Source organism: Janthinobacterium sp. SUN033, from assembly GCF_030397595.1.
GTDB lineage: Bacteria > Pseudomonadota > Gammaproteobacteria > Burkholderiales > Burkholderiaceae_D > Janthinobacterium > Janthinobacterium kumbetense.
Map to the genome: position 1 here is coordinate 504,380 of NZ_JAPQNV010000001.1, position 24,707 is coordinate 529,086.

Sequence of the window (24,707 nt, forward strand, 5' to 3'; positions counted from 1 at the left end):
ATTCCGCCCGCTTCCCTTGCGCGCCAGCCTTTGTAAAACCCCTGGCGCCGCTCCCAATCTGTTGTACAATCATTGAGAACGGTCGTGCTTTTTTGTGCGCTGAGCTTCCTTGCGTGCAGTCATCACGGCAACCGATAAGAACAAGGAGACAGACATGGACCTGCATTACACGGCCGGGGAGACGGCGTTCCGCGATACGGTGCGCGCCTTCCTCGACACCCATTTGCCGGCGGACTTGCAGCGCAAGGTGCGCCAGCATCTGCGCCTGAACCGCGACGATTACGTGCGCTGGCACAAGATTGTTGCAAAGCAAGGCTGGGCCGCGCCGGCCTGGCCCGTCGAACATGGCGGCACGGGCTGGACGGCCGTGCAGCGCCACATCTGGGAAGACGAGTGCGCGCGCGCCGCCACGCCGCCCATCCTGCCATTCGGCGTCAACATGGTGGCGCCCGTCATCATGGCCTTCGCCAACGCCGAACAGAAAGCATATTATCTGCCGCGCATCCTCAACTGCGACGACTGGTGGTGCCAGGGCTACTCCGAGCCGGGCGCCGGGTCCGACCTCGCTTCCCTGAAAACCACGGCCCAGCGCGATGGCGACCATTACATCGTCAATGGCCAGAAAACCTGGACGACCCTGGGCCAGCACGCGGACATGATCTTTTGCCTGGTGCGCACGGATAGCACGGTGCGCAAGCAGGAAGGCATCAGTTTCCTGTTGATCGACATGAAAACGCCGGGCATCAACGTGCGTCCCATCATCATGCTCGATGAAGAACATGAAGTGAACGAAGTCTTCTTCGACAACGTGCGCGTGCCCGTCAGCAACCTGGTGGGACAGGAAAACAAGGGCTGGACATACGCCAAGTATCTGCTGGGACACGAGCGCACGGGCATCGCCGCCGTCGGCCGCTCCAAGCGCGAATTGACTTTCCTCAAGCAACTGGCCATGCAGCAAACCAAGCGCGGCGCGCCGCTGCTGCACGATGCCGCCTTCGCGGCCAAGGTCGCTACCCTGGAAATCGAATTGATGGCGCTGGAAATGACGGTCTTGCGCGTCATCAGCGATGAAGGCAAGGGGCCGGGACCGCAGGCGTCGATGCTGAAGGTGCGCGGTTCGGAACTGCAGCAGCAGCTGACGGAACTGATGGTGGAAGCCATCGGCCCGCAAGCCTTGCCCTTCGATCCATCGTTCCTCGACGGCAGCGCGCCGCACAGTGCCGCCGGCGACGACCTGGCAGCGCCCTTGGCCGCGTATTACTTCAATTACCGCAAGACATCGATCTATGGCGGCTCGAATGAAATCCAGAAAAATATCATCACGCAGATGATCCTGGGCCTGTAAGCCAGAAGGAGACGACATGGACTTCCAATTCAATCAGGAACAGCAGCAATTCGCCGATGCGCTCAGGCGCTGGGTCGACAAGGATTACTCGTTTGAAACGCGCAAGCAGATCGTCCACTCGGCCACGGGCGTCTCAAGCGCTGCCTGGGCCACCCTGGCCGAGCTGGGCATGACGGCCTTGCCGCTGCCGGCCGCGGCGGGCGGCTTCGACGGCACGGCCGTGGACATGCTGCTGGTGATGCAGGAACTGGGGCGCGGCCTCGTGGTCGAACCGTATTTCGCCACCATGCTGGGGGCGCGCTTCCTGACCCTGGCGGGCGGCCACGACGCCGTGCTGGAGCAGGTTGCCGGCGGCAGCCTGAAGCTCGCCTGCGCGCTGGGCGAACGCCAGTCGCGCCACGATTTACATGACATCGCCACCACCGCCACGGCCAGCGGCGACGGTTTCGTGCTGGATGGCGAGAAAACCGTCGTCATCCACGGCGCGCAGGCGGGCGCCCTGATCGTTTCCGCGCGCAGCGGCGGCGGCCAGGACGGCACTGACGGCATTTCGCTGTTCCTCGTGCCTGTGGATGCGCCGGGCGTGACCGTGCGCGACTGCCGCACCATCGACGGCCAGCGTGCCGCCACCGTCACCCTCGTGCAAGTGGTGCTGGGGCATGACGCGCTGATCGGTCAGGCGGGGCAGGGCTGGGGCGTGCTGGACGCGGCCGTCGATTACGGCGCGGCCCTGCTGTGCGCGGAAGCCGTGGGCGCCATGGACGCCATCTTCGCCGCCACGCTCGAGTATCTGAAAACGCGCCAGCAGTTCGGCGCGCCGATCGGCAAGTTCCAGGCCTTGCAGCACCGCATGGCCGACATGTTCATCCACCTGGAGCAGGCGCGCTCGATGGCCATGCTGGCCGCCGCCAAGGTCGACAGTGCCGACGCGGCCGAGCGGCGACGCACGGTCTCCGCCGCCAAGGCGAGGGTGGGCCTTGCCGCCACCTTTGTCGGCCAGCAAGCCGTGCAATTGCATGGCGGCATGGGCGTGACGGATGAATTGCCTGCCGCCCACCATTTCAAGCGCCTTTCCATGATCGCCCTGACCCTGGGCGACGTGGAGCACCATATCGAGCGCTTTATCGCCCAGCCGGGCTTTTTGCCGACGGAGACCGCATGACCGCATTGACCGGAATCAAACCCAAGCACTGGTATTTCGAAGATTTTACGCAAGGCCTGGAAATCGACCTGGGCCAGCGCCACGTGACGGAGCGGGAAATCATCGCCTTCGCCACGGATTTCGATCCGCAACCGTTCCACGTCGACCATGCGGCCGCCGAAAAAACCATCTTCAAGGGCGTCATCGCCAGCGGCTGGCACACGTGCGGCATGATGATGCGCCTGGTGGTGGATAACCTGCTCAAGCACTCGTCCAGCATGGGCTCGCCCGGCCTGGACAGCATCCGCTGGCTCAAGCCCGTGCGCGCGGGCGATACCTTGCAGCTGACCTACCAAGTCAAGGAAGTGCGCCCATCCACGTCGAAACCGGACCGCGGCATCGTCATTTCCGTGTGGAGCGTGCGCAACCAGCACGGCGAAGTGGTGACGACGGTGGAGGGCATGGGCATGTTCGGCCGCCGCCCGGCGGAGCCAGCGGAGCAACACCATGCGTGATATCGCCGGCATCGCCGGTTTCCAGGCCCTGGCAGGACAGCACGTGGCCGTTTCCGACTGGCTGACCATCACCCAGCAGCGCATCGATACCTTTGCCGACGCGACGGACGACCATCAGTGGATCCACGTCGACGCGGAGCGCTGCGCGCGCGAGTCGCCGTATGGCTGCACCGTGGCGCACGGTTTCTTGACCTTGTCCCTGTTGCCCGCCATGCTGCAGGGGGCCTTGCACATGGCCGGCATCCGCATGGCCATCAATTATGGGCTCAACAAGGTGCGCTTCCCCGCGCCCGTGCCCGTGAACAGCCGCCTGCGCGCGCGCCTCGACATCCTCTCCGTCGACGACTTGCCGGAAGGGGCGCAAGTCAACTGGGCCGTCACCATGGAGCGGGAAGGCGACACGAAACCCGTGTGCGTGGCGGAGTTTTTGATGCGCTGTTATCCCTGAGCAGCAAGTTGAACCCGCTTCGCCGGCCGGCAGGCAGTCGTGCGCTTCTGCGCGTGCGCCGGGTGTACGCTGGTGGCGCGCCGGCGTTTTCCGGCGAAGGAGGCGATGATGTCCAACAAGGCAAACAGTGGAAATAGCGGCGCCGGCAAGGGCGCCACGGGCAGCGGCAAGGCGGCCGCCGGGGGCAGCGGCGCTACGGGCAGAGGTCCTGGCCCGGGCAATGCGGGCGGCTGGCCCAGCACGACGGGACGGCCATCGGGGACCAATCGTTCCAATGCCGCGCCGGCAAGGAGCCGCTAGCCGGCACGCTCACTCCTCTTCCGACGCGCAATACCTGTCCCGCCCCGTATGCTTGGCGCGGTACAGCAGGGCGTCGGCGGCGCGGATCAGGGTGCTGGGGTCCATGCCTTCCGTGGGCATGACGCTGGCCATGCCCAGGCTGACGGTGACGTGCGGGCCGACGCTCGATTTGGCATGGGGAATGTCCAGCGCGCGCACTTCGTCGAGGATGCGCTGGGCCACCACTTCGGCGCCGTCGCGCGTTTCCTGCGGCAGCAGGATGATGAATTCCTCGCCGCCGTAGCGCGCCAGCAGGTCGGGCGGGCGCACGGCGCAGCGGCGCAGGGCGGCGCTCACCTGCTGCAGGCACAGGTCGCCCGCCTGGTGGCCGTACGTATCGTTGTAATCCTTGAAATGGTCGATATCGGCCATGATGATGGCCATCGGCACGCCGTCGCGCGCGCAGCGCCGCCATTCGCTGTCCATCGTGTCGTTGAAGCTGCGCCGGTTGGCCACGCCCGTGAGCGAATCCGTCAGCGACAGTTCGCGCATGGCGTCGGCCTGCCGCTTGATGGTCAGCTGGCTGCGCACGCGGGCGCGCACGACGGCCGCGTTGAACGGTTTCGTGATGAAATCGACGGCGCCCGCTTCCAGCGCCCGCGTCTCGTCCTCGGGCTGGTTCAGGGCCGTGACGAAGATGACGGGAATGGCGCTCAGCAGGGCCGATTCGCGCAGCGCGCTGCACACGGCGTAGCCATCCATGCCGGGCATGACGGCGTCGAGCAGGATCAGGTCCGGCAGTTGATTATGCGCAATTTCCAGCGCCTTCACACCGCTGAGGGCGAACAGCACGTCGTGCTCCTCGCGCAGCAGCTGGTGCAGGATCTGGATGTTTTCCATGGCGTCATCGACGATGAGGATGCGCCCGTTCATGGCAAGGTTGGTCCAGCTCACTTGTTTTCCTCTCGTTTCAGCTGATCGAGCACGAGTTTTTCCGCCTCGGCAAAATTCAGCGTTTCAATCGCATGTGCCATCGCCAGCGCCGCTTCCCGGTCTGACTGTTGCAGGGCGGGGTGCAGCGCGTGAAATTGCGCCAGCGCTTTCAGGTTGTTGTTGCGGATCAAGACCAGCAATTCGGCCAGGCCGGCGTGCAGGTCGACGGGCCCGCTGCCGGGCGCGGCCGCCGCCGGCTGGCCGCGCCGCAAGGGCGAAGGCAGGGTGCGCGCCGCTTCGATGACTTCGGCCATCGCCTGTTCCAGGCGGCCCAGCAAGGCGGCCGTGGCGTGCGATTGCCCCGTTTTCAGCGTTTTCTCCGTCTCGGCGGCCAGGCTGGCGATCTGCGTGGCGCCCAGGTTGGCCGCCACGCCGCACACGCGGTGCAGCAGCTGCGCCGCCTGCTGCGCCTGGCCGGCGGCCAGCAGGCGGCGCGTTTCCTCGACGGCGTCGCCTTGCGAATTCTCAAAGCGCTTGAGCAGGGCCAGGAAGGCGCCGTAGTCGCCGCCGAAGCGGTGCAGGGCCGCCGCCAGGTCGATGCCGGGCACCGTGGCGGGCAAGTCCAGCGTCCGCGCGACGGCATCGCCTGCCGGCACGGCGCTGTCGCCACCCAAGGGCGCCGGCACCAGCCGGGTCAGCGTCTGTATCATCTCGTCGACATCGATGGGCTTGGCCACATGCGCATTCATGCCGCTGGCGATGGCGCGCAGGCGGTCTTCGTCCATGGCATTGGCCGTCATGGCGATGATGGGCAAGTCCGGCAAGCCCAGGGCGCGGATGGCCAGGGTGGCGTCGTAGCCGTTCATGACGGGCATCTGCAAATCCATCAGCAGCACGTCCCAGGCGTCCGGCGTGCTGGTGAGCAAGTCGACGGCCAGCCGGCCGTTGGCGGCCACGGTCACGCGCGCGCCCGAATGCAGCAGGATGTATTGCGCCACTTCCTGGTTGATTTCATTGTCTTCCACCAGCAGCACGCGCATGCCGGTGAGCAAACCCGACAAGGGCGTGGACGCGGGCAGCGCCGAAGGGGTGTTGCGGCCTTCGCGCACGGCCGTCACGGCCGCCAGCAGGCGCGCCGGGGTGGCCGGCTTTGAAACGATGCCTGCCAACATCAGGCTGTCGGCCAGGCGTTCGAGGTTTTCGCTATCCTGGTCGGCCACCAGCATGATCACGGGCGGCAGCACCAGGCGTTCGTCGGCGCGCGCCTCGGTGAGCATGGAAATGCCATCCATGCCAGGCATGGCCGCGTCGAGCAGCACCAGGTCCGCCGCCGGCCCGCCGCTGCTGTGGGCGCGCAGCAGGGCCAGACCGGCCGCGCCGCTGTCGGCGCTGCGGCTGTGCCAGCCCTGCGCCGCGCACCACTCTTCCAGCATGGCGCGCACGCTGGCATTGTCGTCGATGATCAGCAGCGACTGGACCCTGGGCGCGCTCTTGCCGGGCGGCTCGGGCGGCGGCGCCACCTTGTCGAAGCGGCAGCCGAAGCGGAAGTCGGAGCCCTTGCCCAGCGTGCTTTTCACGCTGAGGGTGCCGCCCATCAATTCCACCATGCGCCGGCAGATGGCCAGCCCCAGTCCCGTGCCCCCATATTTGCGGCTGGTGCCGCTGTCGCCCTGGGAAAACGCGTCGAAGATGCGTTCCTGCTCGGCCGCGCCGATGCCGATGCCCGTGTCGCGCACGGAAAATTCGAGGGTGGCGCTGTCCGCATCCTCGGCCACCTTGTCGATCGACAACACCACTTCGCCATGCGAGGTGAACTTGACGGCGTTGCCCATCAGGTTGATGAGGATTTGCTCCACGCGCAGGGCGTCGCCGATCAGTTCGTCCGGCACGCCGGGGGCGAGCACGAACACGGGCTCCACGCCGCGCGCCCAGGCGCTGCTGGCCAGCAACACGCCCACGCTGCCCAACATGCGTTCGAGCTGGAAGCGGCGCTGTTCCAGCACCATCTGTCCCGCCTCGATCTTCGAGAAATCGAGCACGTCATTGACGATATTGAGCAGCGACTGCGTCGCCATCTGGATCTTGCCCACATAGCTGCGCTCGCGCCGTTCCAGCGGCGACTCTTCCAGCAGGCGCGCCAGGCCGATGATGGCGTTCATCGGCGTGCGGATTTCATGGCTCATGTTGGCGACGAATTCGCTTTTCGCGACGCTGGCGGCCTCGGCCTTGTCGCGCGCGCGCACCATCTGCTCGTTGAGTTCATGCAGGCGCAATTCCGTGCGCTTGAGTTCGGAAACATCCGAGGCCAGCACGAAGAAGCCGCGCACGCCGCCGCCGTCGTCGAAATCGGGGATGTAGTTGGTCCACGTGTGGCACACCTGGCCGCCGGGATCGAGCAGGTCGCGTTCGAAGCTTTGCGGCCGGCCCGCCAGCACGCCCTCGACGTGGGGCGCATACACGTCGAACAGTTCCTGCCCCAGCAATTCGCTCATGTGGATGCCGGCCAGTTCGGCGCTGCTGCGGCCAAACCATTCGTTATAGAATTTATTTGCAAATCGGCAACGTAAATCGGCGCCCCAGTACGACACCATGCCGGGCAGGTTGTCGGTGACGGTGCGGATGAAGCGTTCGTTCTGTTCCAGGCGCCACGTGGTGGCGTGCAGCACCTCGGTGGCGCGCTTGCGTTCCGTGATGTCGATCGATACCCCCAGCACATGGCTGGCGCGCCCCGCATCGTCGCGCAAGACCACCTTGCGCGTGGTGAAGTGGCGCGTGGTGCCGTCGGCCGTATTGATCGCTTCCTGTTCGATTTCCACCATCTGCCCCGTGGCCAGCAGCTTGCGGTCGGCGCTGACGAAGGCGGACGCCTGCTGCGGCGGGAAGAAATCGTGGTCCGTCTTGCCCAGCAATTGCTCGCGCGAGCGTCCCAGGGTGAGTTCCGCGTGGCGGTTGACCATTTCAAAGCTCAGCTTGTCGGCGCGCTTGACGAAGACCATGGCCGGGATGTTTTCGATGATGGTGCCAAACAAGTGTTTCGAGCGGCGAAATTCCGCTTCGCTGCGCTTGCGCTCGCTAATGTCCAGCCACAGGCCCGATACGCCCAGCAACTGCTGTTCCGGGCCGAAAATCGGGTGGTACGAGACGATCCAGTGACTCAGTTGCTCGCGCTGCCGGCCGCTGTGGCCCTTCAATTCGATGTCGACGATGGGCTGTCCCGTCGCGAGCACCTGACGCACGCAGCGTTCCACCTCCGCCCGCACGGCGTCGTCGAACAGCATGGCGCCCAGGGGGCGGCCCAGGTGCTGCGCCACGCTGGCCCCGTTGATGGCGGCCAGGTAGTGGTTGATCATGACGATGCGCAAGTCCAGGTCCACGAACAGCATGCCGATCGGCGCCGTCGCGTACACGGTTTCCAGCAGGCGCGTGGATTTTTCCAGGGCCAGCGTGCGTTCGGCCACCAGGCTTTCGAGTTGCGTGCGGTGACGCCGCAGGTCGCGTTCCAGCGCGCCCAGGGCGCTGGCCATGTCGGCCGATTCGCGGTCCGCATGCCGGTTCGAGAGCAGGGGTTTGCCTTGCGCCAGCGCATGGATCTGCTGCGTCAGTTCCTGCAGGGTGCTGGCCAGGCGGCCGCCCACGCGCCAGGCCAGGGCGAAGCCGGCGCCCAGCAGCAGCGCCAGGATGAGGGAACCCGTGACTACCGAGCGCAGCAGGGCTTGCGCCACCGTGCTGGTGCGCATGGTGACGGCCACCGTCCAGGCGGCGTCCGGGGCGCGGCGAAAGCCCGTATAGACGTCGATGCCTTCCAGCGTGGCATGGCGCAGCACGCCTTCGCGCGCCTGGCGTATCTGTTCCAGCAGGGGCGCCACCGTGCGCTGCCCCACATAGCGCTGCGGCGCCAGCGTGCGCGCCACGTTGATGCCGTCGGCATTGATGATGGCCGCGCCCAGGTAGGCTGGCAGGTGCAGCTCGCGCAGCAGCACGGCCAGGTAGTCGGGCGGGTACAGGGCCGTCAGCACGTAGGCGCTACCCTGGTTGCGCGGCAAGGGCAGGTTCAGGGCCAGCTGCGGCAGGCTGTCGGGCGCCTTGGTCAGGCTGGTCAGCCGCGGCTTGCCGGAGTCGCGCGTGCGCTCCATGCTGGCGGCCCATTTTTGCGGCAGGGGAGGCGGCGCCTGGCTGGCGGGCAGGGTCGTATTGATCAGCTGGCGGCCCTTGGCGTCGGAGACGATGAAGGCGCTGACGGCCAGGCCAGGCTGCAGCAGGCCGGCGGCCAGGGCCCGCAGGGCGCCGATGTCGTCCGCTTGCAGGGCGGGCGAGCCGGCCAGGATGCGCGCGGCCATCTGGGCGCCGTTCAAGTCGCGTTCGACGGCGGCTGCCACTGCGCGCGCCGCCTGCGCCGTTTCGCTGACAACATGGTCGCGTTCGCGCGTGTAACTTTGCGCCACGAGCAGGAGAAACACGAGCGCCGTCGGAATGACCCAGGCGAGCACCAGCCATGAAATTCTTGAGCGTATCGAAGGCAAATCTTGCACCCGGAAAGCTCCCAGAATGGATGAGTCGACAGGCAGGCTCACGCTGGCGCTGGCTGACCTTGAATGAAAAGATGCTAGACGAAATTGATTCTTCTGACAAGCCTAGTTTCTGGAGTGGAAAAAAGGTTGCGCAAGGCATACAGAGGAGGGGGAACGCCCATCCCGCCATGGCGGCGGGATGGCAAGGCGGGTTTATGGCACCACGGTCAGCACGTCGACATCGATTTCCGGGCTTTCCATGAAATCTTTCTCCACTTCGCCGCGGATTTCCACTTGGGTCTTGGCGTCGATCTTGCGGTTCATGAAGACCTTGTCGTCGATGTCCACGCGGATTTCCGCCGTGCCGTCGGAGAACGTGTATTTCTCCTTGCCCACTTTGCGCAGCAAATGGCCGCGCAGCACGACGGCCTGGTCGTCGACGGGGTTTTTCAGGATGGCGGCCACGCTGCTGGGCGCGGCCGGGCCGGCCGTCGGGCCCACGTATTGGGCGTGCGCGCTGCCGGCCAGCAAGGCGCAGGCGGCCAGGGAGACGATGAGTTTGCGGTGCAGTGGCATGGTATTCCTTTGATAGTGACTGGCGTGTCAGAAGAAAACGGCGGTGCGGGGGATGATAGCACCGGCATTGCCATAGGGCATGTTCGCCCGGACGCTGCCCGTGCTGGCCACGCCATCGTCGAGTTTGCTGTCGATCTGTTCTGCGTAGCTTTCGGGCAAGTTGTCGAAACGGATGCCATTGCCGGCGCGGCCGCCCACTTCGTCGTTGTACAGGTAGACGGCGCCGCCCTGGGCGCTGGTCATGAATTGCGAGGTGCCGTTGAACGAGCCGGTGATGAAGCCGCCCAGGGCCAGGTGCTGCGGCGCCAGGGTGAATTCGCGCGGCTGGCCGTCGCCGATCTGGCCGTCGCCATTGCCGTTGCCGGCCGAATTGGGCACGTGCAGGGTGCCCTGCAGGTCGTCGCCGGGCAGGGCGCGGAACTTGTCCTGGTAGGCGTTGACGGCGGCCGTCAGCGCATTCGATTGCTGGATGATGTTTTTCACCTTGGCGCTGTCGATCAAGCCTTGTCCCTTGAGCACGCCGCCGAGCAGCAAGCCGATGATGACCAGGACGATGGCGATTTCTACGAGCGTAAAGCCGTGCTGGCGGCGTGGGAGCATGGGATTTCCTTGGAAAAAAGTGCGACAACTTGGGTTGGCAGTTTACTGCATTTGATGCCGGGCGCGCATGGCAGGGTCATGGCGTGGCCTTTGCTTTCTTCTTGGCAAGTTCGTCGAGCCGGCGCGCGAGGAAGGCCAGTTCGTGCGGATCGCTGATCTGGCCGCTGGCGAGCAGGCCGCCGATCACCAGGCGGGCGCTGTCGAGCTGGTCCATGTCTTCCAGGATGAACGCTTCCATCTCGCGCACCCAGGATGGCACTTGCGGACCCGTCGCCAGCCGCCGCAGTTCACGCGCATACGACAGGGCCAGCGGCAGGTCGCGCAGCTGGTGCTTCGCCACCAGCGCCGCCTGCGCCATGGCGGGCCAGCGGCGCTGCGGGTCGGCCGCGAAGCTGGCGGCGACAAAGGCCAGCATGCGCCGCACGCGCTGCGGGTCGGCCACGCCCGCGTACACTTCGCTGGCGGCCACCAGCGCATACTGGCTGCGCGGATCGAGCGTTTGCGCCGTTTCCAGCCAGCCGGCCAGGCGGTCATAGTCGAGCTGGCGCCACGGCAGGCTGACACCGGCCTGGTCTTCGAACGACTGCAGGTACAGCAGCATGGCTTTCGACATGGCCAGCGGCTCGCCCAGGCTGGCCAGGCGCGCCACGCCCGCCGGCGGCGCGGCGGGCAGGGGCCGCGCCTGCGCCGGCGCTTGCTGCTGCGCCAGGCGCCAGCCCAGCTGCAGCAGCAGGCATGCCGCCAGCAGCCAGCACAGGGGGCGCGGCACGCTGCTCCAGGGGCGCTGGGCGGCGGCCATCAGATGTTCCTGCGGTAAAAGTCGCACAGCGCGCAACTGGCCAGCAAGGCCACGTAGATGCCGGTTTGCGCCGCCACATTGGCCAGGGCTGGCCAGTCGCCGGTGGCGTACAGCAGCCATTCCGTGCGCGCAAAGGCGTCCAGGCGGGGCAGCAACAGGGCCAGCACGTCGATGGCGCCGGCCGTGGCCCGCTGCACCAGCGAGTCGCCCGCTTGCGGGCCGTGCGCCAGCAGTTGCAGGCTGCCCAGCATGCGCGCCAGCACGTAGAAACCGCTGGTGGCGGCCAGCGCCGGCAGGGCCTGCTGCAGGCTGTCCGCGCACAGCAGGCTGAAGGCGGTGACGATCCACAATTCGCCCAGCAGCGACAGCGCCCACAGCGCGCTTTGCGCGGGCGCGGCGAACAGCGCCATCAGCAGGCCGAACAGCACGGCGGGCACGGCTGCCAGGGCCCCGTAGCCCAGCAGTTTGCCCAGCAGGTAGGCGGCGCGCGGCATGGGCAGCGCCAGCAGCAGTTCCAGGCCCCGGTCGGCCGCTTCGCGCGCCATGCTGGTGATGATGAAGGTGGCGAGCAGGAAGACGCCGGCCAGGCGCAAGGCGGCCGCCAGCAACGCCGCCTGCACGGCGCCGCTTTCCGTCAGCGCCAGTTGCTGCAGGAAGCCGGCCAGGGCGGCGGCGCCGCAGGCGGCCAGCAGGAACAGCCACGGCAGGCGGCTGCGCAGCGCTTCGAGCAAGGTGTAGCGGGCGATGGTGGCGGCGGGCGAGAGCATGGACATCAGCGGGGCAGCCTTTGCGCGGCCACCATGCGGTTGAACAGGATGTTCGGCGACAGCCAGGCGACGATATCGTCGAACTCGCCGCCGGGCTGCTGCGGGCCGCTGGCGGCGCGGCTGATGACGGTGGTGGCGTTCGAGGCATTGTTGCGCTCGTCGACATTGTTGCCGAAAGGCACAGCCTGGCGCTGGCCCTGCACGCCCGTGGCGCCGAAACCGTTCTTGCCGTGCGACATGATCATGGCGGGGATGTCGTTCAAGGCCGTCGCCTGCAGCAGCGCGCCGCCATTGCGCGTGACGATGCTGATGTCGCGCGGCGTCGACAGGCTGAAAAGCTGGCCGCTGTCGCTGAAGGCCGGCGTCACGCTGTAGCGGAACAGATTGTTCCAGCTGTCGCCCTGGCGCAGCCCCAGGGTGGCCCAGGGCAGGAAACCGGCGCGCTTTTCGCCCGTGCAGCGGGTGCCGCGCCGGTCTTCCAGGCCGCTCATGGCGGAGACGGCGGGACAGGGCAGGTAGCCGTAGCGCAGCGCGTAGCCCGTCAGCGCTTCCTTCGCTTCATTCAGCGCCTGTTGCGTCTCGGCCACCTTGCGCTGTTCCAGCTGCACCGTCAAGGGCGTGACCAGGCCGCCTATCATCAGGCCCACGATGACGAGCACGATGGCGATCTCGATCAGGGAAAAGCCGCCCTGGCGGCGCGAAGGATGCGGGCGGGGGCTCATGGCAGGTTGCGCGCGGCGCGCATGCGTTGGTACAGGGTGGGCAAGGTAATCCAGGTGAGCATGTCGTCGAAGGCGCCGCCGGGCAGCGCGGCATTGTCGGTGGCGGGGCGGGCGATGAAACTGCGGCTGGCGCGGTCGTTGGCGGCTTCGTCGAGATTGCCGCGTGCCGTATTGATCTGCGTCACGCCGCTGGCGGCCGTGCCGTAGTGGTCCTTGCCTTGCGAGAACAGCACGACGGGCAGGCATTCGACGCTGACGTCGCACAGTGCCTGGCCCGCGACGAAGGCGAATTCGCCGCGCGCGTCGCGCTCGAGCACGACCCGGTTGGCGACGGCGGAAAACGAGACGATGGGCGCGCGCGCCATTTCCGGCGTGACGCTGTAGCGCAGCAGCTTGCCCCAGGCGTCGCTGCCCGCCACGCCCAGCGCCACCCACGGCAGGAAGCCGCTGCAGGCGGCATCGTCGGCGCAGTCGGCGGCCCGTTCGCGCCCGTCGAGGGCGGAGGCGGCCGGACGGGGCAGGCGGCCATTGACCGCCGCAAAGCCCAGCAAGGCTTCGCGCGCCTGCGCCAGGGTGTCCAGCGTGCGCTGCTGGCGTTCGGCCTCGCCCGTCTTGCGGCCAAAGGCGCTGATCAGCAGGCTGGCCGCGCCCAGGCCCAGCACGGCCACCAGCAGCAACAGGGCGGCGCCGCGCTGGCGACGAGCTTGCCAACGAGCTTGCCGATGAGGTTGACAATGAGCTTGCCGTGGCGTCATGGCGGCGTCTCCTGCGCCTCGGTGACCGTGCCGCTGGCCGGGTCGTAGCGCTGGCCAGGTTTCAGCAGCACCGCCTGGCCATTCGACAGGCGCAGGGTCAGGGTGCCGGGCTTGTCGCGGGCAAGGCGGTTGTGCGGCTCGTTTTGCGCTTCCTGGTTCAGCCAGACGGTGGAGCGGCCGCTGCTGCGCTGCACCACGCCATTCAATTCCACGGGCGGCGCGGGCGGCGGCGGTGGCGGTGGCGCGGGGGCAGCCAGGGCGGGATCGGGTGGCGGCGGCCCGTAGCGCTGCGCGTCGAGCTGGGCGCGCTGCTGGGGCGACAGGAACAAACGTCCCAGCGGCTGTGCCTGCGCCGTGAGTGCGGCGCCGGCCAGCAGCGCGCACAGGATGCGGGCGGACCTCATGGCCGCCCCGGCACGGGCACGCTGTTGACGGTCAGCCACAGCAGTTCGCATTCGGCGCCCAGGGTCGGCACCGCCTCGCCGCCGGCCGCGCCGTGGCGCTTGAGCGTGCAATCCTGCACTGCGAAATAGCCGGCCTGGCGCAAATCGTCAAACAGGTTCAGCAAGTCCATCTCGTGCAGCAAATCCATCTGCAGGCGCATGCGGCTGCCGCGCAGGTGATATTGCCCCATCACCATGGGCAATGGCACGGGCAGCGCTTGCTGCGGGCTGATGTCATAGCTGATCGGCAGCAATTTGCGCTGTTCCTGGCTGCGGCGGATGGCGTCGATCCAGGCCAGGCGGTTTTCTTCGCCGATCAGGCCGCGCTGGCGCAGGGCCAAAAATTGCGGTTCGTAGGCGCGGATTTCCTGCTTTTCCGCTTCCGCGTGGTTGAACAGGGTGGCCGCCGCCGCGCGCGTGTGCTGGGCCAGGTACAGCTGTTGCGCTTCGCGCATGCGATAGGCGGCGGTCAGGCTCAGCAGCAGCAGGCTGGCCAGCAAGGTCAGCGCAAAGCACAGCAGGGCGGCGCGCACCAGGTGCAGTTCGCCAAGCCAGGCGGGCAGGGTGCGCATGGGCGTGCCTGCCCGCTGCATGCCGGGCAGGGGCGGCTGCTTCACGGGGCCGCTCATGGCTGCCACTCCAGCAAGAGGGTAAAGCGGGCCTGGCTGTCCTGCGCCGGCGCGGCGCTCTTGCCGGACAGGGCCGCGCTGGGACGCAGGTCGAGCGGCGTTTCCTCGATCGTCACCTGCATGCGCGGCTGGCGCGCCAGCGTTTGCGCGAAGGCCGTGATGGCGGCCAAGGCGGCGCGGTAGTCATTGTTCGGCATGGCCACGTCCGCTTCCAGGCGCAGCGCCTGCGGCGGCGCGACAGGGATGCCGGCCAGGGCGCTGCGGGGCGGCGCAGTCTGCGGCGGCGGCGGCTGGCCGGCGGCCGCGCGCGCGGGCGCCTGGCCCGCGTGCCAGTGCAGCTGGCCCAGCGCGACCTGCGGCGCCTGGTCCAGCGCGGCGCTCAGCATGCCCAGCAGGCGACCCGGCTCCGGCGCCTGGCTGGCGATCATCTGGCCCAGGGTGACGGCCACTTTCATGTTCTGCGTCTTGGCCGGCGCCGGCGGCTGGGTCGACATGACGCTGCGGTAGCGTTCCTGGTAGGACGCCGTTTCCTGCGCCAGCCGCTGCGTGCTGGCCCCGTCGGCGATGCCGCCAAGCAAATTGATCACGCACCACAGGGCGGCCGACGCACCGATCAGGGCGCTGGCGCCGTACAGCGTCTTGCGCGCGCGCTGGAAGTGGTAATAGCGGGCCAGCGCGCCGGGCGGATAGTGGCTGGACGGCGGATGCTTGCCCAGCAAGGTCAGCAGCAATTCGTCGGCCAGCGCCGGCGTCTGGCGCAAGCCCACCCGTTCGCCGGCCAGCTGCAGGTCGATGAAGTGGTAAGCCACTTCGACGCCGTTGTCGCACAGCAGTTCGAGCTTGGCGATCTGCGCGGCCGGCGCCAGGATGACGGTATTCAGGACGTCGCCGCGCGCCAGCATGCGCGTGCTGGTGAGAAATTGCCGTGTCTTTTCCGTTTCCAGCGCGATATTCACGGCCACGCCGTCGAGCGCGATGGTCGCCGTCTGGCGCGAAAAGCGCAGCTGGCCCTTTTCATAGTAACTTTGCCGCAAGCCGCCCGATTGCTGCGTCACCAGCAGCAAGTGTTCGTGCGCGATCGACAGCTTTTTGACCAGCGCGATACTGAGCAGGCTGGTCGAATAGATGCCGGCCACGGGCACGCGCAAGTGTTCGAGCGCCTCCGTCCACGGTTGCAGCAAGGTGGGATTGGTGAGGGCGAAAAACAGTACCTGGTCGTCGTGGCGGCCCGTGCTTTCGCGCCCCAGCAGGGTGCTGCCCCGGTAGGGCGTGTCGCGGTGTAACTGCTGCTTGCGCCGCTCCAGCAGGGCGCGGCCCGCCTTGCCGCGCACGTGGGGCACGAGCTGATGCTGGAAATCTTCCTCGATCAAGTCCGTCAGCAGGTAGGCGGGCACGTCGAGCCTGCGCTCCTGCGGGTCTTCCAGCCACGCGGCGAAGCCGTCCAGCCCGGCCGCGCTGGCGGGGAAGGCCTGGCCGGGGCCCAGCACGCCGTGGTTCCAGTCGTAGGCGCACAGGGCGTCGCTGGTGAGGTAGAGTAATTGTTTGCGGAACACGGCGGCCTCAGGTTTTGATGGTGCTGATGGTGTCGTAGATCGGCCCCAGCACCGACAGCATGATCCAGCCCAGCAGCAAGCCCAGGATGACCGTCATGGCCGGTTCGATCATGGCTTGCACTTTCTCAATCAACTCCTTCACTTCGCGGTTGTAAAAGTAACTGACATTGCGCAAGGCCGTGTCCAGCGAACCCGTGGACTCGCCCACCTTCAGCATGCGGATCACCAGCGGCGGGAAGATGCCCGTGTGCTGGAAGGCGGCGGTGACGCCGTAACCTTCGCTGATCAGCTGCGCGGCGCGGCGCAGGCCGGCCGCCACCACCTGGTTGCCGGCGATGCCTTCGGACAGGCGGATGCATTCGAGGATGGTGATGCCGGAAGCATACATCAGGGCAAAAAACGTGGCGAAGCGGGCCAGGATGATCTTGTGCAGCACGGGACCGACCAGCCACAGCCGAAGTTTCAAGCCATCCCAGGCGTAGCGGGCCGCCCCGCTGCGGCGGATGAGCGCGCGCAGCCCGAAAAACAGCAGCACGGGCAGGGCCAGCAGCAGATACCAGTAATCGATGAAGACATTCGACACGGCAATGAGCACGCGCGTGTGCAGCGGCAGCTCGCCGCCCATGTTGCGGATGAACGCCGTCAGCTGCGGTACCAGGTAGATCATCAGGAAAAACGTCACGGCCGCCACGACGATGGCGACGACGACGGGGTACATGACGATCTTGCGCGTCTGCGAAGCCAGCTCATCTTGCCATTTCAGGCTTTCCGACAGGTTCTTGAAGACGTCGGCGATCCGGCCGCTCTGTTCTCCCGCCAGTATCAGGCTGGTGAACGTGGCGTCGAAGATGTCGCCATGCTGGGCCAGCGCGCCCGAGAGGGGCAGGCCGCCCTCGATGCTTTCGATCAGGTCCGTGACGACTTCGCGCAGGCGCGGGTGGTCCGTGCTTTCGCGCAAGTCGTTCAAGCCTTCCAGGATGGGTACGCCCGCGCCCGTCAATTGTTCCATGTGGAAGCAGAAATTGATCAGGTCGCGGCGGTGGATGATGCGCTTGCCCAGCAGCACCAGGTACTGGCCCGTGATCTTGCAGTCGATCAAGTCGAGCTGCATGCGGTGCAGGCGCGCTTCCAGGTCCGGCACGTTGGCCGCCTCCATGCTGCCGGGAATCAGGGCGCCGGCCGCATCCATTGCGCGGTAGACATATTGCGCCATCAGGCCAGCCTTTCCGTCAGGTCGACCACGCGGCCCACTTCTTCCAGGGTGGTGACGCCTTCCAGCACGCGGCGCATGCCGTCGTCGACGATGCCCTTGAAGCCGGCCGCGCGCGCCGTAGCCTTGAGCTCGCGCAAACTGGCGCGGCGCGCCGTCAATTCATCGAGTTCGGCCGTCATCTTGAGGATTTCCATGATGGCCAGGCGGCCCTTGTAGCCCTGGTGCGCGCAGCGTTCGCAACCGGCGGCGCGGCAGATGCTGACGGCGGGCGCTTCGGGTGCAAGGCCCAGCAGGCGGCGCTCGATGGTATCGGCGATGACGGTTTCCTTGCAATGTGGACACAAACGGCGCACCAGGCGCTGCGCCACGATGCCGATGATGTTGCCGGCCATGATGTCGGGCAAGATGCCGATGTCGAGCAGGCGCGCCACGGAACCGATGGCCGAGCTCGTATGCAGGGTGGAATACACCTGGTGGCCCGTCATGGCGGCGGCAAACGCCATTTCCGCCGTTTCGCGGTCGCGGATCTCGCCCACGAGGATGATGTCGGGGTCTTGCCGCATCATCGAGCGGATGCCGTCGGCAAAGCCCAGCTTGACGGATTCGTTGACGGAGGTCTGGCGTATCATGTTCATCGGATACTCGACCGGGTCCTCCAGGGTCATGATGTTGACGCTTTCCGTATTGATATGGTTGAGTATCGAATACAGCGTGGTGGTCTTGCCGCTGCCCGTCGGGCCCGTCACGAGGATCACGCCGTCGGGGCGCGCGATCATGAGTTTCAACAAGTTCAATTCCGCCTCGGCCAGGCCCAGCGCGTCCAGCGGCACGATGCCCTTTTGCCGGTCCAGCACGCGCAGCACGACGTTTTCGCCATGCGTGGTGGGCTGCGCCGACGCGCGGAAGTCGATTTGCCGCCCGGAAAACTTGATGCTGATGCGCCCATCCTGCGGCGCGCGCGCCTCGGCGATATTCATGTTCGACATCACCTTCAGGCGCACGGCCATGGCCGGCCAGTACGATTTGTGCAGGCTGCGGATTTGCCGCAGGATGCCGTCGATGCGGTAGCGGATGCGCAGGAACGACTGTTCCGGCTCGAAATGGATGTCCGAGGCGCCGTTCTGCACGGCGTCGGCCAGCAGCGCATCGATCAGGCGCACCATGGGCTGGCTGTATTCGTCCGACGGCGAGGCCATGCTTTGATAGCTGACTTCGCCCGTTTCGATTTCGTGCAGGATGCCGTCGATCGACAGCTCGAAGCCATAGTACTGGTCGATGGCGCGCGAAATGTCCGATTCGTTGACGAGCACGGTGGAAATCGTGATGCCCTTGACCAGCATGGCGCTGATTTGATCGAGCGCAACGATGTTGCTCGTGTCGGCCATGGCCAGGATCAGGTTATCCGCCTGCCGCTCGTAGACGATGGGAAAGACGCGGTAGCGCTTGGCCACGTCCTTCGGTATCAGCTTTAATGCGATGGCGTCGACCACGAGGCTGGACAGGTCCGCGCTGACCTGTTTCAGGTTTTCGCTGAGCGCCTCGCGCACGGTGGCTTCCGTGACAAAACCCAGGGTGATCAGCAGCTTGCCCAGCGGTTCGCTGCTGCGCCGCTGTTCGATCAGGGCGATGCGCAGCTGGTCTTCGCTGATCACGCCTTTCTGGATCAGCAACTTGCCGAGGGGAAGTTTTGCCTGTTCTGCCATGTGATGCTTATTCCTGACGGGGGGTGATGACGGCCGGCTCGGCCGGGGCCGCAGGGGCCGCCAAGTCGCGCAAGCGCGTTTGCACGACGGCCTGGTCGAAGGCGGCGGGCGTCGTTTGCGCCAGGGTCAAGGCGCGCTGGTAATACGTGGCTGCCAGCCGGGGCTGGTTCAGCCGGTCCAGGCCCACGGCCAGGTTGAAGGCATAGTCGGGATTGCCTGGCGCGGCGCCGTAGGCGCGGAAGAATTGCTGCTGCGCTTCGTTCCAGCGGCGCTGCTTGGCGTACACATTGCCCAGTGCAAACAGCACGGGGGCGCTGTCGGGGTTGCGCGCCAGGATGGCTTTCAATTTTGCCTCGCTCTGCGCCACGTCGCCCTGGCGCAGCCCGATCAGGCCGGCCAGCGCCTCGCCATCGTCGGGATTGATTTCCAGCAAACGCACGTACAGGGCCGCCGCCTGCGCGCCCTGGTTTTCGCGCAGGGCCACTGCCGCCAGGCCCAGCAGCGCATCGCGGTTGGTCGCATCCTGCCGCAGCACCGTTTCATATTGCTGACGAGCAAGACCCAACTGGCCGCCGTTGAAGGCTTGGTAGGCTTGCTGCACGTCGGGGTTGATTTGCGGCGCGGCCACGCTGCGCTGCACCTGGATCTGGCTGTTGTCGGGCGCGGCCACCGGTGGCAGGCTGGGCGCTGCGGGCGGCGCCATGTGCGCCAGCTGCGCCGCTACGGCGGCCTGGGCCGCCGCCTGTATCATCGCCTGCTGGTCCTGTGCTGACTCTGGCTGGCGCGCGTCGCGCGGGGTGTCGGGCGGCAGCGCCGCGGGCGTCATGGCGTCCGGCGGCGCGGCACCCGTCGCCGGCACCACCACGACGGGGCCGGCGACGCCGGCCGTGCCCGGGGCATCCGTCAGCGGCATGGGCACGCCGGGCAAGTTGGCGCCCGCGCCGGGGCTGGTGCTGGCGCGCCAGTACCAGTACGCCATGGAGCCGGCCACCAGCAGCAGGATCGCCAGCAGCACGGCCAGGCGCACGGTGACCGGGTCGACGCTGATGGGTCCGGTGGGGCCTTTCGGCGGCGGATTGCTGCGGCTGGCGCGTGGCCGGGCGGGCGGCGCTTCCGGACGGGCGCGCGGCGGCTCGGGGGGCGGGCCTGACTGCGCGCCTTGCTGTGACCCTGGCTGTGGCTCCGGCTGGGCGCCACTGGATGCGGGCTGCGGCGCGGGCGCGTCCGCCAGCGGTTCCAGGCGCAAGGTGCTTGCCGGCTGCACGGGCGCTGGTGCCGGTGCGGGACGGGGCGGCAGGGCGTCGGCCGGCGCCAGTTCCAGCACCTGGTCGTAGGCTTCGGACGGCTTTTCCAGTTCTTCGTCGGAAAGGCTGTTCTGTTTGGCGCGCTCGGCTTTCTTGAGCGCCTGCATCAGCAAGCTCATGGGAAGTCTCCCTGCAAGCGCGCCTGCGGCCGGACGGGCGCCGCTGGCGGGCCATCCGTGTAGGGCTGGGTGTTGAGCGGCGCCTGGCCGGGCAGCAGGTAGCGGTAATCGCGGTAATCGCCCTCGACGCTGGCATCCTTGACGACGACGGGGCGCATGAAGATCACCAGCTCCGTCTTGCTGCTTGCCTCATTGCGGTAGGTAAACAGATTGCCCACCAAGGGCAGGCTGGACAGGCCCGGCACGCCATCCTTGGCATTGTCGATGGAGTCTTGCATCAGGCCGCCCATCACGGCGATCTGGCCATTGCCCACTTTCATGATCGATTCCAGCTCGCGCGCCTGGATCACGGGCACGCGGCTTTGCACGTTGGCCGTGGCCAGGGCCGGATTCGGGTCTTGCACGTAGCCGACGATGCGCGTGATGGTGGGGCGCACGTTGAGGGTCACTTCATCGCTGTCGGAAATCTGCGGCGTGACGCTCATGACGAAGCCGACGGGCACCGTTTCCAGTTTCGATTCATAGGTGGCCGGCGTGGTGATGGTGCCCGTCGAGCTGATCACGGCGGGCGTCACCTTGATGGTAAAGAAGACATTGTTGTCGACCACCTTCAGCATGGCCGTCTGGTTGTTCAGCACGCTGATCTTCGGACTGGACAGCACTTTCACCTTGCCGAACGATTCGAGCAGCTGGATGGTGGTGGAAAAGCTGTCTTTCAGATAATTGAGCAGGAAGATGCCGGGCGTGGCGTTCGGCGTGACGCCGCTGGACAGGCCCGCCGTGCCCACTTGTCCCTGGCGCAATTGCAGGCTGCCCGTCAGGCGCGACCAGTTGATGCCTTGCTGGTATTCATTGCTCAGGCGCACTTCGATGATGGTCGCCTCGATCAGCACTTGCCGCTTGGCACTGTGCAATACCGCGTCGAGGAATTCGGCGATCTTTTCATGCTGGCGCCCCGTGGCGCGCACGGCGATCAGGCCGCCCTCGACGTTGACAACCACGGACGAGGGGCTGCCCTTGTTGGCCAGTTTGAGCAGCGGCATGCCGTTCGCGTCCAGCGGCTGGCCGGGAGCCGCATTCTGGCCGGGCGCCTGCTGTCCCGGCGCATTCTGGCTCCCATTCGGGTTGCCATACGGCATCGGCGGCTGGGCGCCGTACTGGCCGGCCGCACCGGCGGCAGGGTAGGCGCCTGCCTGGTTCTGCTGCTGGCTTTGCTGTCCCTGCTGGCCGGGCATGCTCGTCAATTGCTGGTTCAGCTGCGCCAGCGGGTCCACCTGCACGTCGTTGAGCGTGGTCTCGCGCAGCAGGTCGCGGATATTCTTTTCCAGGCTGTACCAGAAATTATTTTCCGAACGATTCACGACGAGGGTGGTCGAATTGTTATTGCCGTTGCCGCCGCTGCCTTGCGTGCTGCCCACGGGGTTGCTGGCGTTGTTCGACCCGCCGCCCGCCGTGGAGATTTGCGTGGCGATATTCACGCTGCTGTTGGTGCTGCGCGCCATGTTGACGTAATCGACCTTGTAAGTGCGCCAGACGGGCGCGTCGGGCAGCACCGTCAGGTTCTTGCCATCGATTTCGTAGCGCATATCGACTTGCTTGCCGATACGCGCCAGCAATTGCGGCAGGGTCTGGTTCAGCGCATTCAGGGTGACGCTGCCTTCGATCTGCGGGTGGATGTCGATATTCATGCCCGCGTCGCGCGCCAGCGCAAACAGCAGCGATTGCACGGGCACCTTGTGCACGGTGACGCTGTAGGTTTCCACCTTGGGCGCGGGCAGGGGCGCGGCTAGCGCGCTGCTTTGCTGCACCGGTTCGGGAATGACGCCGGCGGCGACGGGCGCGGCATTGAGGTGGGCCGGCGACAGCGGCGTTTGATGCGTGGCGCAGCCGGCCAGCATGGTGCTGCAGGCGAGGGCGACCCAAGAGGTCAGCACAGGAATAGGGTGTTGAGTCATGAAAAGTTCGCCCTTGAAGTCGTGTTGTGCTTTTGTAATTTTACCCAGCATGATCGCTTAAAAGCAATCGGCTGTGCAGGCTTGGGAGGCAATATGCTGAAATAAAGTCAGGGGGCGCCACGCCCCGGTTTTTCCGGTGCCAGGGCTTTTATTTCTGTGCGGATACTGTCTATGTCGCTCAGCAATATTTTCTGCGGCGACGCCGGGGCCAGCCTGGCCCACACGGCTTCGGCGCTGGCCTGGTCGGCAAAGCTGCCATAGACGATGAGCAGGCGCGCGGTGGAGGTCGCGGGCGGCGTATTTGCGGGCGCGGACGCGGTTGCGGGCATGGTGCCAGGCAGGCGAAACACGTGGAGGTCGTGCAGGCCGGTGGCTTGCTGTGCCTGCCGCAGGAAAGTTTCCGCCGCAACTGTCTCGGTGGCGGGCAAGCTGGCGATGTGCAGCACCAGTTGCTTCGGCCCTTGTCGCGCCAGCCAGTCGCGCGATTCGGCCAGTTTGCTGTCGAGCAGCGTCGACGGGGCGGGCTGCGGTGCGCGCACAAGCGCTTCCTTGAGTGTGCCTGGGGCCGCGTCGGCGGGCGCGGCGGAGCGTGCCTGGGATGCGTGGGATGCCTGGCTTGCCGGCGTCGCCATGCTGGCTGTCGCCGCTGTCCGATCCTCGCTGCCTGCCTGCCATTGCCACAGCAGAGCAAAGGCCAGCAACAGCATCAGCGCGCTCAAGGCGCCTGCCAGCAGCTTGCCCGCATGCCAGGGCGGGCGGTAAAAGGGGCTGTCGGCGATGGCCAGGCGCACGTGGCGCGCGCTAATTTCCTGCGCATCGTCCGCAAACGCGGCCAGCAAGGCTTTGTCGGCCAGGATATTGATCCTGCGCACGATACCCTGCGCCGCGCGCGCCAGCCGGCGCTGTGCGGCCGGCGTGAAAACGAGCGGGGCCGTGCGGCCGGCGGCGGCCAGGCGGCATGCCAGATAGTCGTCCAGCAAGGCTGGCGGCAGGCGCGGCACGCTGAAACTGTGGGTGATGCGTTCCTTCAACTGGCGGAACTGGGGCAAGTCCAGGGTGTTCTGCAATTCCGGCTGGCCAAACAGGACGATCTGCAGCAGCTTGTGGCTGGCCGTCTCCAGGTTCGTCAGCAGGCGCAGCGCTTCCAGGGTGGCGCCCGGCATGGCTTGCGCTTCTTCGGCCAGCAACACCACCTGGCGTCCCGCCGCATGCCTGGCGATCAGCTCGCCGTGCAGGGCGCGCAGGACGGCGTCGGCGCGGCAGCCGTCCAGTTCCAGACCCAGTTCGGCGGCGATGGCGTGCAGGACGTCGTCCGGTTCCAGGCGGGGATTGAGCAGGTACAGCACGTCGACTTGGGGCGGCAGGCGGTCGGCCAGCATGCGGCACAGCATGGTCTTGCCGCTGCCCACTTCGCCCGTCAGCTTGATGATGCCTTCGCCTTGCGTGACGGCATACAGCAGCGCAGCGAGCAGCTCGCCCCGCGTATTGCCCGTATAAAAGAAGGCCGGGTCCGGCGTGATGCCGAACGGCGCCGTGCGCAAGCCGAAATGGCGCAGATACATGCCGTGCGGCGAGGGCGCATACGGCCGTCCGGGCGGCGTGGAGGGCGGGGCGTGCGTGTCGGCGTTCATGCTGCGATGCAATTGAGGAAAGCCTGCTCCAGGCTGGCGTCTTGCGCGCCGCCGTGACGCGCGCGGCATTCGCCGGGCGTGCCCGTAAACACGATGCGGCCCCCATGCAGGATGGCCATGCGGTCGCACAATTCTTCCACGTCGGCCAGCGCATGCGAAGTGAGCAGGGCGCCGCGGCCTTGCGTGCGCGCTTGCCGCAAGACTTGCTTGAATTGCGCGCGCGCCTTCGGGTCGAGTCCGCTCATCGGTTCATCGAGCACCAGGTGCGGCTTGCCCGATAGCAAGCATGCGGCCAGCCCCAGTTTTTGCATCATGCCTTTCGAATACTCGCGCGCGGGGCGCAGCAGGGCGTCCGGCGCCAGGTCCAGCGCGTCCAGGGTTTGTTGCAGCGCTTGCGCATCGGGGCGCACCTTGTGCAGGCGCGCCAGGTAGCGCAGGAAGTCGCCGCCCGTCAGGTAATACGGCGCCTGGAAGCGTTCCGGCAGAAACGACAGGGGCTGGCGCGCCGCGCCATGCCGGTGCGGCTGGCCGAAGATGGCGATCTCGCCCCGTTCGGGCGTACAGAAGTCCAGCAGGCATTTCAGCAGGGAAGTCTTGCCTGCGCCATTCACGCCAACCAGGCCGAACAGTTCTCCCGCGCGCACCTGCAGGTCGACGCCGCGCAGCACGGCGCTGCCCGCCAGCTGCAGATGCACGTTGTGGAACTCGATGGCGCAGGCGTTCATAGTGGCAATGGTCGGCAGGCAAGACGGGGGACGAGCGCCATTAT

General features: G+C 66.7%; 22 protein-coding genes. 5 read left to right on the forward strand and 17 right to left on the reverse strand.

Annotation, left to right across the window (positions count from 1 at the left end; translation table 11 throughout):
* Nucleotides 1–154: 154 nt before the first annotated feature.
* From OX460_RS02395 to OX460_RS02415, 5 genes are all read left to right on the forward strand, one after another.
* Entirely contained in the window at nucleotides 155–1,345 is a 1,191-nt protein-coding gene (locus OX460_RS02395) for an acyl-CoA dehydrogenase family protein (RefSeq protein ID WP_289897517.1), read from the forward strand.
* Between the two features lie 16 nt (nucleotides 1,346–1,361).
* Nucleotides 1,362–2,507 carry an acyl-CoA dehydrogenase family protein gene (locus OX460_RS02400; RefSeq protein ID WP_289897518.1) on the forward strand — a complete coding sequence of 382 codons (1,146 nt, stop codon included), beginning with the start codon at nucleotides 1,362–1,364 and terminating at the stop codon, nucleotides 2,505–2,507.
* Nucleotides 2,504–3,001 carry a MaoC family dehydratase gene (locus OX460_RS02405; RefSeq protein ID WP_099667501.1) on the forward strand — a complete coding sequence of 166 codons (498 nt, stop codon included), beginning with the start codon at nucleotides 2,504–2,506 and terminating at the stop codon, nucleotides 2,999–3,001. Before OX460_RS02400 ends, OX460_RS02405 begins: the two co-directional genes overlap by 4 nt.
* Nucleotides 2,994–3,449, forward strand: coding sequence for a MaoC family dehydratase (locus tag OX460_RS02410; RefSeq protein WP_251348291.1), 456 nt, complete (start codon nucleotides 2,994–2,996; stop codon nucleotides 3,447–3,449). Before OX460_RS02405 ends, OX460_RS02410 begins: the two co-directional genes overlap by 8 nt.
* Nucleotides 3,450–3,557: 108 nt before the next feature.
* Nucleotides 3,558–3,749, forward strand: a complete 192-nt coding sequence (locus OX460_RS02415; protein WP_289897519.1) for a hypothetical protein — start codon at nucleotides 3,558–3,560, stop codon at nucleotides 3,747–3,749.
* A 9-nt stretch (nucleotides 3,750–3,758) separates the two neighbouring features.
* Here the strand turns inward: OX460_RS02415 and OX460_RS02420 are convergent, their stop codons facing one another.
* The 17 genes from OX460_RS02420 to OX460_RS02500 all read right to left on the reverse strand — a co-directional run bounded on the left by OX460_RS02420 (nucleotide 3,759) and on the right by OX460_RS02500 (nucleotide 24,663).
* Nucleotides 3,759–4,682 carry a diguanylate cyclase gene (locus OX460_RS02420; protein ID WP_099667505.1) on the reverse strand — a complete coding sequence of 308 codons (924 nt, stop codon included), beginning with the start codon at nucleotides 4,680–4,682 and terminating at the stop codon, nucleotides 3,759–3,761.
* On the reverse strand, nucleotides 4,679–9,148 hold the full coding sequence (locus OX460_RS02425) for a PAS domain-containing protein (RefSeq protein ID WP_289897520.1): 4,470 nt from the start codon (nucleotides 9,146–9,148) through the stop codon (nucleotides 4,679–4,681). The genes OX460_RS02420 and OX460_RS02425 overlap by 4 nt, the downstream gene beginning before the upstream one ends.
* A 234-nt stretch (nucleotides 9,149–9,382) precedes the next feature.
* Entirely contained in the window at nucleotides 9,383–9,745 is a 363-nt protein-coding gene (locus OX460_RS02430; protein WP_099667507.1) for a NirD/YgiW/YdeI family stress tolerance protein, read from the reverse strand.
* 27 nt (nucleotides 9,746–9,772) lie between these two features.
* Nucleotides 9,773–10,345, reverse strand: coding sequence for a prepilin-type N-terminal cleavage/methylation domain-containing protein (locus OX460_RS02435; RefSeq protein ID WP_289897521.1), 573 nt, complete (start codon nucleotides 10,343–10,345; stop codon nucleotides 9,773–9,775).
* Between the two features lie 76 nt (nucleotides 10,346–10,421).
* Nucleotides 10,422–11,144: a hypothetical protein gene (locus OX460_RS02440; protein ID WP_289897522.1), complete on the reverse strand. Its 723-nt coding sequence runs from the start codon at nucleotides 11,142–11,144 to the stop codon at nucleotides 10,422–10,424.
* A complete protein-coding gene (locus OX460_RS02445) occupies nucleotides 11,144–11,917 on the reverse strand; it encodes an ABC transporter permease subunit (RefSeq protein ID WP_289897523.1) in 774 nt (257 codons plus the stop codon). Before OX460_RS02445 ends, OX460_RS02440 begins: the two co-directional genes overlap by 1 nt.
* Nucleotides 11,917–12,633: a type II secretion system protein gene (locus OX460_RS02450; RefSeq protein ID WP_289897524.1), complete on the reverse strand. Its 717-nt coding sequence runs from the start codon at nucleotides 12,631–12,633 to the stop codon at nucleotides 11,917–11,919. The genes OX460_RS02445 and OX460_RS02450 overlap by 1 nt, the downstream gene beginning before the upstream one ends.
* Nucleotides 12,630–13,388 (reverse strand): hypothetical protein, encoded by a 759-nt coding sequence (locus tag OX460_RS02455; RefSeq protein ID WP_289897525.1) that lies wholly within the window; start codon nucleotides 13,386–13,388, stop codon nucleotides 12,630–12,632. The genes OX460_RS02450 and OX460_RS02455 overlap by 4 nt, the downstream gene beginning before the upstream one ends.
* The gene (locus tag OX460_RS02460) at nucleotides 13,385–13,792 is read right to left on the reverse strand and encodes a hypothetical protein (RefSeq protein ID WP_251348300.1); all 408 of its coding nucleotides are present in this window, start codon (nucleotides 13,790–13,792) and stop codon (nucleotides 13,385–13,387) included. The genes OX460_RS02455 and OX460_RS02460 overlap by 4 nt, the downstream gene beginning before the upstream one ends.
* Nucleotides 13,789–14,460 carry a hypothetical protein gene (locus OX460_RS02465; RefSeq protein ID WP_251348301.1) on the reverse strand — a complete coding sequence of 224 codons (672 nt, stop codon included), beginning with the start codon at nucleotides 14,458–14,460 and terminating at the stop codon, nucleotides 13,789–13,791. Before OX460_RS02465 ends, OX460_RS02460 begins: the two co-directional genes overlap by 4 nt.
* The gene (locus tag OX460_RS02470) at nucleotides 14,457–16,013 is read right to left on the reverse strand and encodes a hypothetical protein (protein WP_289897526.1); all 1,557 of its coding nucleotides are present in this window, start codon (nucleotides 16,011–16,013) and stop codon (nucleotides 14,457–14,459) included. The genes OX460_RS02465 and OX460_RS02470 overlap by 4 nt, the downstream gene beginning before the upstream one ends.
* Before the next feature lie 7 nt (nucleotides 16,014–16,020).
* Entirely contained in the window at nucleotides 16,021–17,226 is a 1,206-nt protein-coding gene (locus OX460_RS02475; RefSeq protein ID WP_251348303.1) for a type II secretion system F family protein, read from the reverse strand.
* Nucleotides 17,226–18,929, reverse strand: a complete 1,704-nt coding sequence (locus OX460_RS02480) for an ATPase, T2SS/T4P/T4SS family (RefSeq protein WP_289897527.1) — start codon at nucleotides 18,927–18,929, stop codon at nucleotides 17,226–17,228. The genes OX460_RS02475 and OX460_RS02480 overlap by 1 nt, the downstream gene beginning before the upstream one ends.
* Before the next feature lie 7 nt (nucleotides 18,930–18,936).
* Nucleotides 18,937–20,352: a tetratricopeptide repeat protein gene (locus tag OX460_RS02485; protein WP_289897528.1), complete on the reverse strand. Its 1,416-nt coding sequence runs from the start codon at nucleotides 20,350–20,352 to the stop codon at nucleotides 18,937–18,939.
* On the reverse strand, nucleotides 20,349–22,307 hold the full coding sequence (gene mshL, locus OX460_RS02490) for a pilus (MSHA type) biogenesis protein MshL (RefSeq protein ID WP_289897529.1): 1,959 nt from the start codon (nucleotides 22,305–22,307) through the stop codon (nucleotides 20,349–20,351). The genes OX460_RS02485 and mshL overlap by 4 nt, the downstream gene beginning before the upstream one ends.
* Nucleotides 22,308–22,414: 107 nt before the next feature.
* A complete protein-coding gene (locus tag OX460_RS02495) occupies nucleotides 22,415–23,938 on the reverse strand; it encodes an AAA family ATPase (RefSeq protein WP_251348307.1) in 1,524 nt (507 codons plus the stop codon).
* Nucleotides 23,935–24,663, reverse strand: a complete 729-nt coding sequence (locus OX460_RS02500) for an ABC transporter ATP-binding protein (protein ID WP_251348308.1) — start codon at nucleotides 24,661–24,663, stop codon at nucleotides 23,935–23,937. Before OX460_RS02500 ends, OX460_RS02495 begins: the two co-directional genes overlap by 4 nt.
* Between the last annotated feature and the right edge of the window lie 44 nt (nucleotides 24,664–24,707).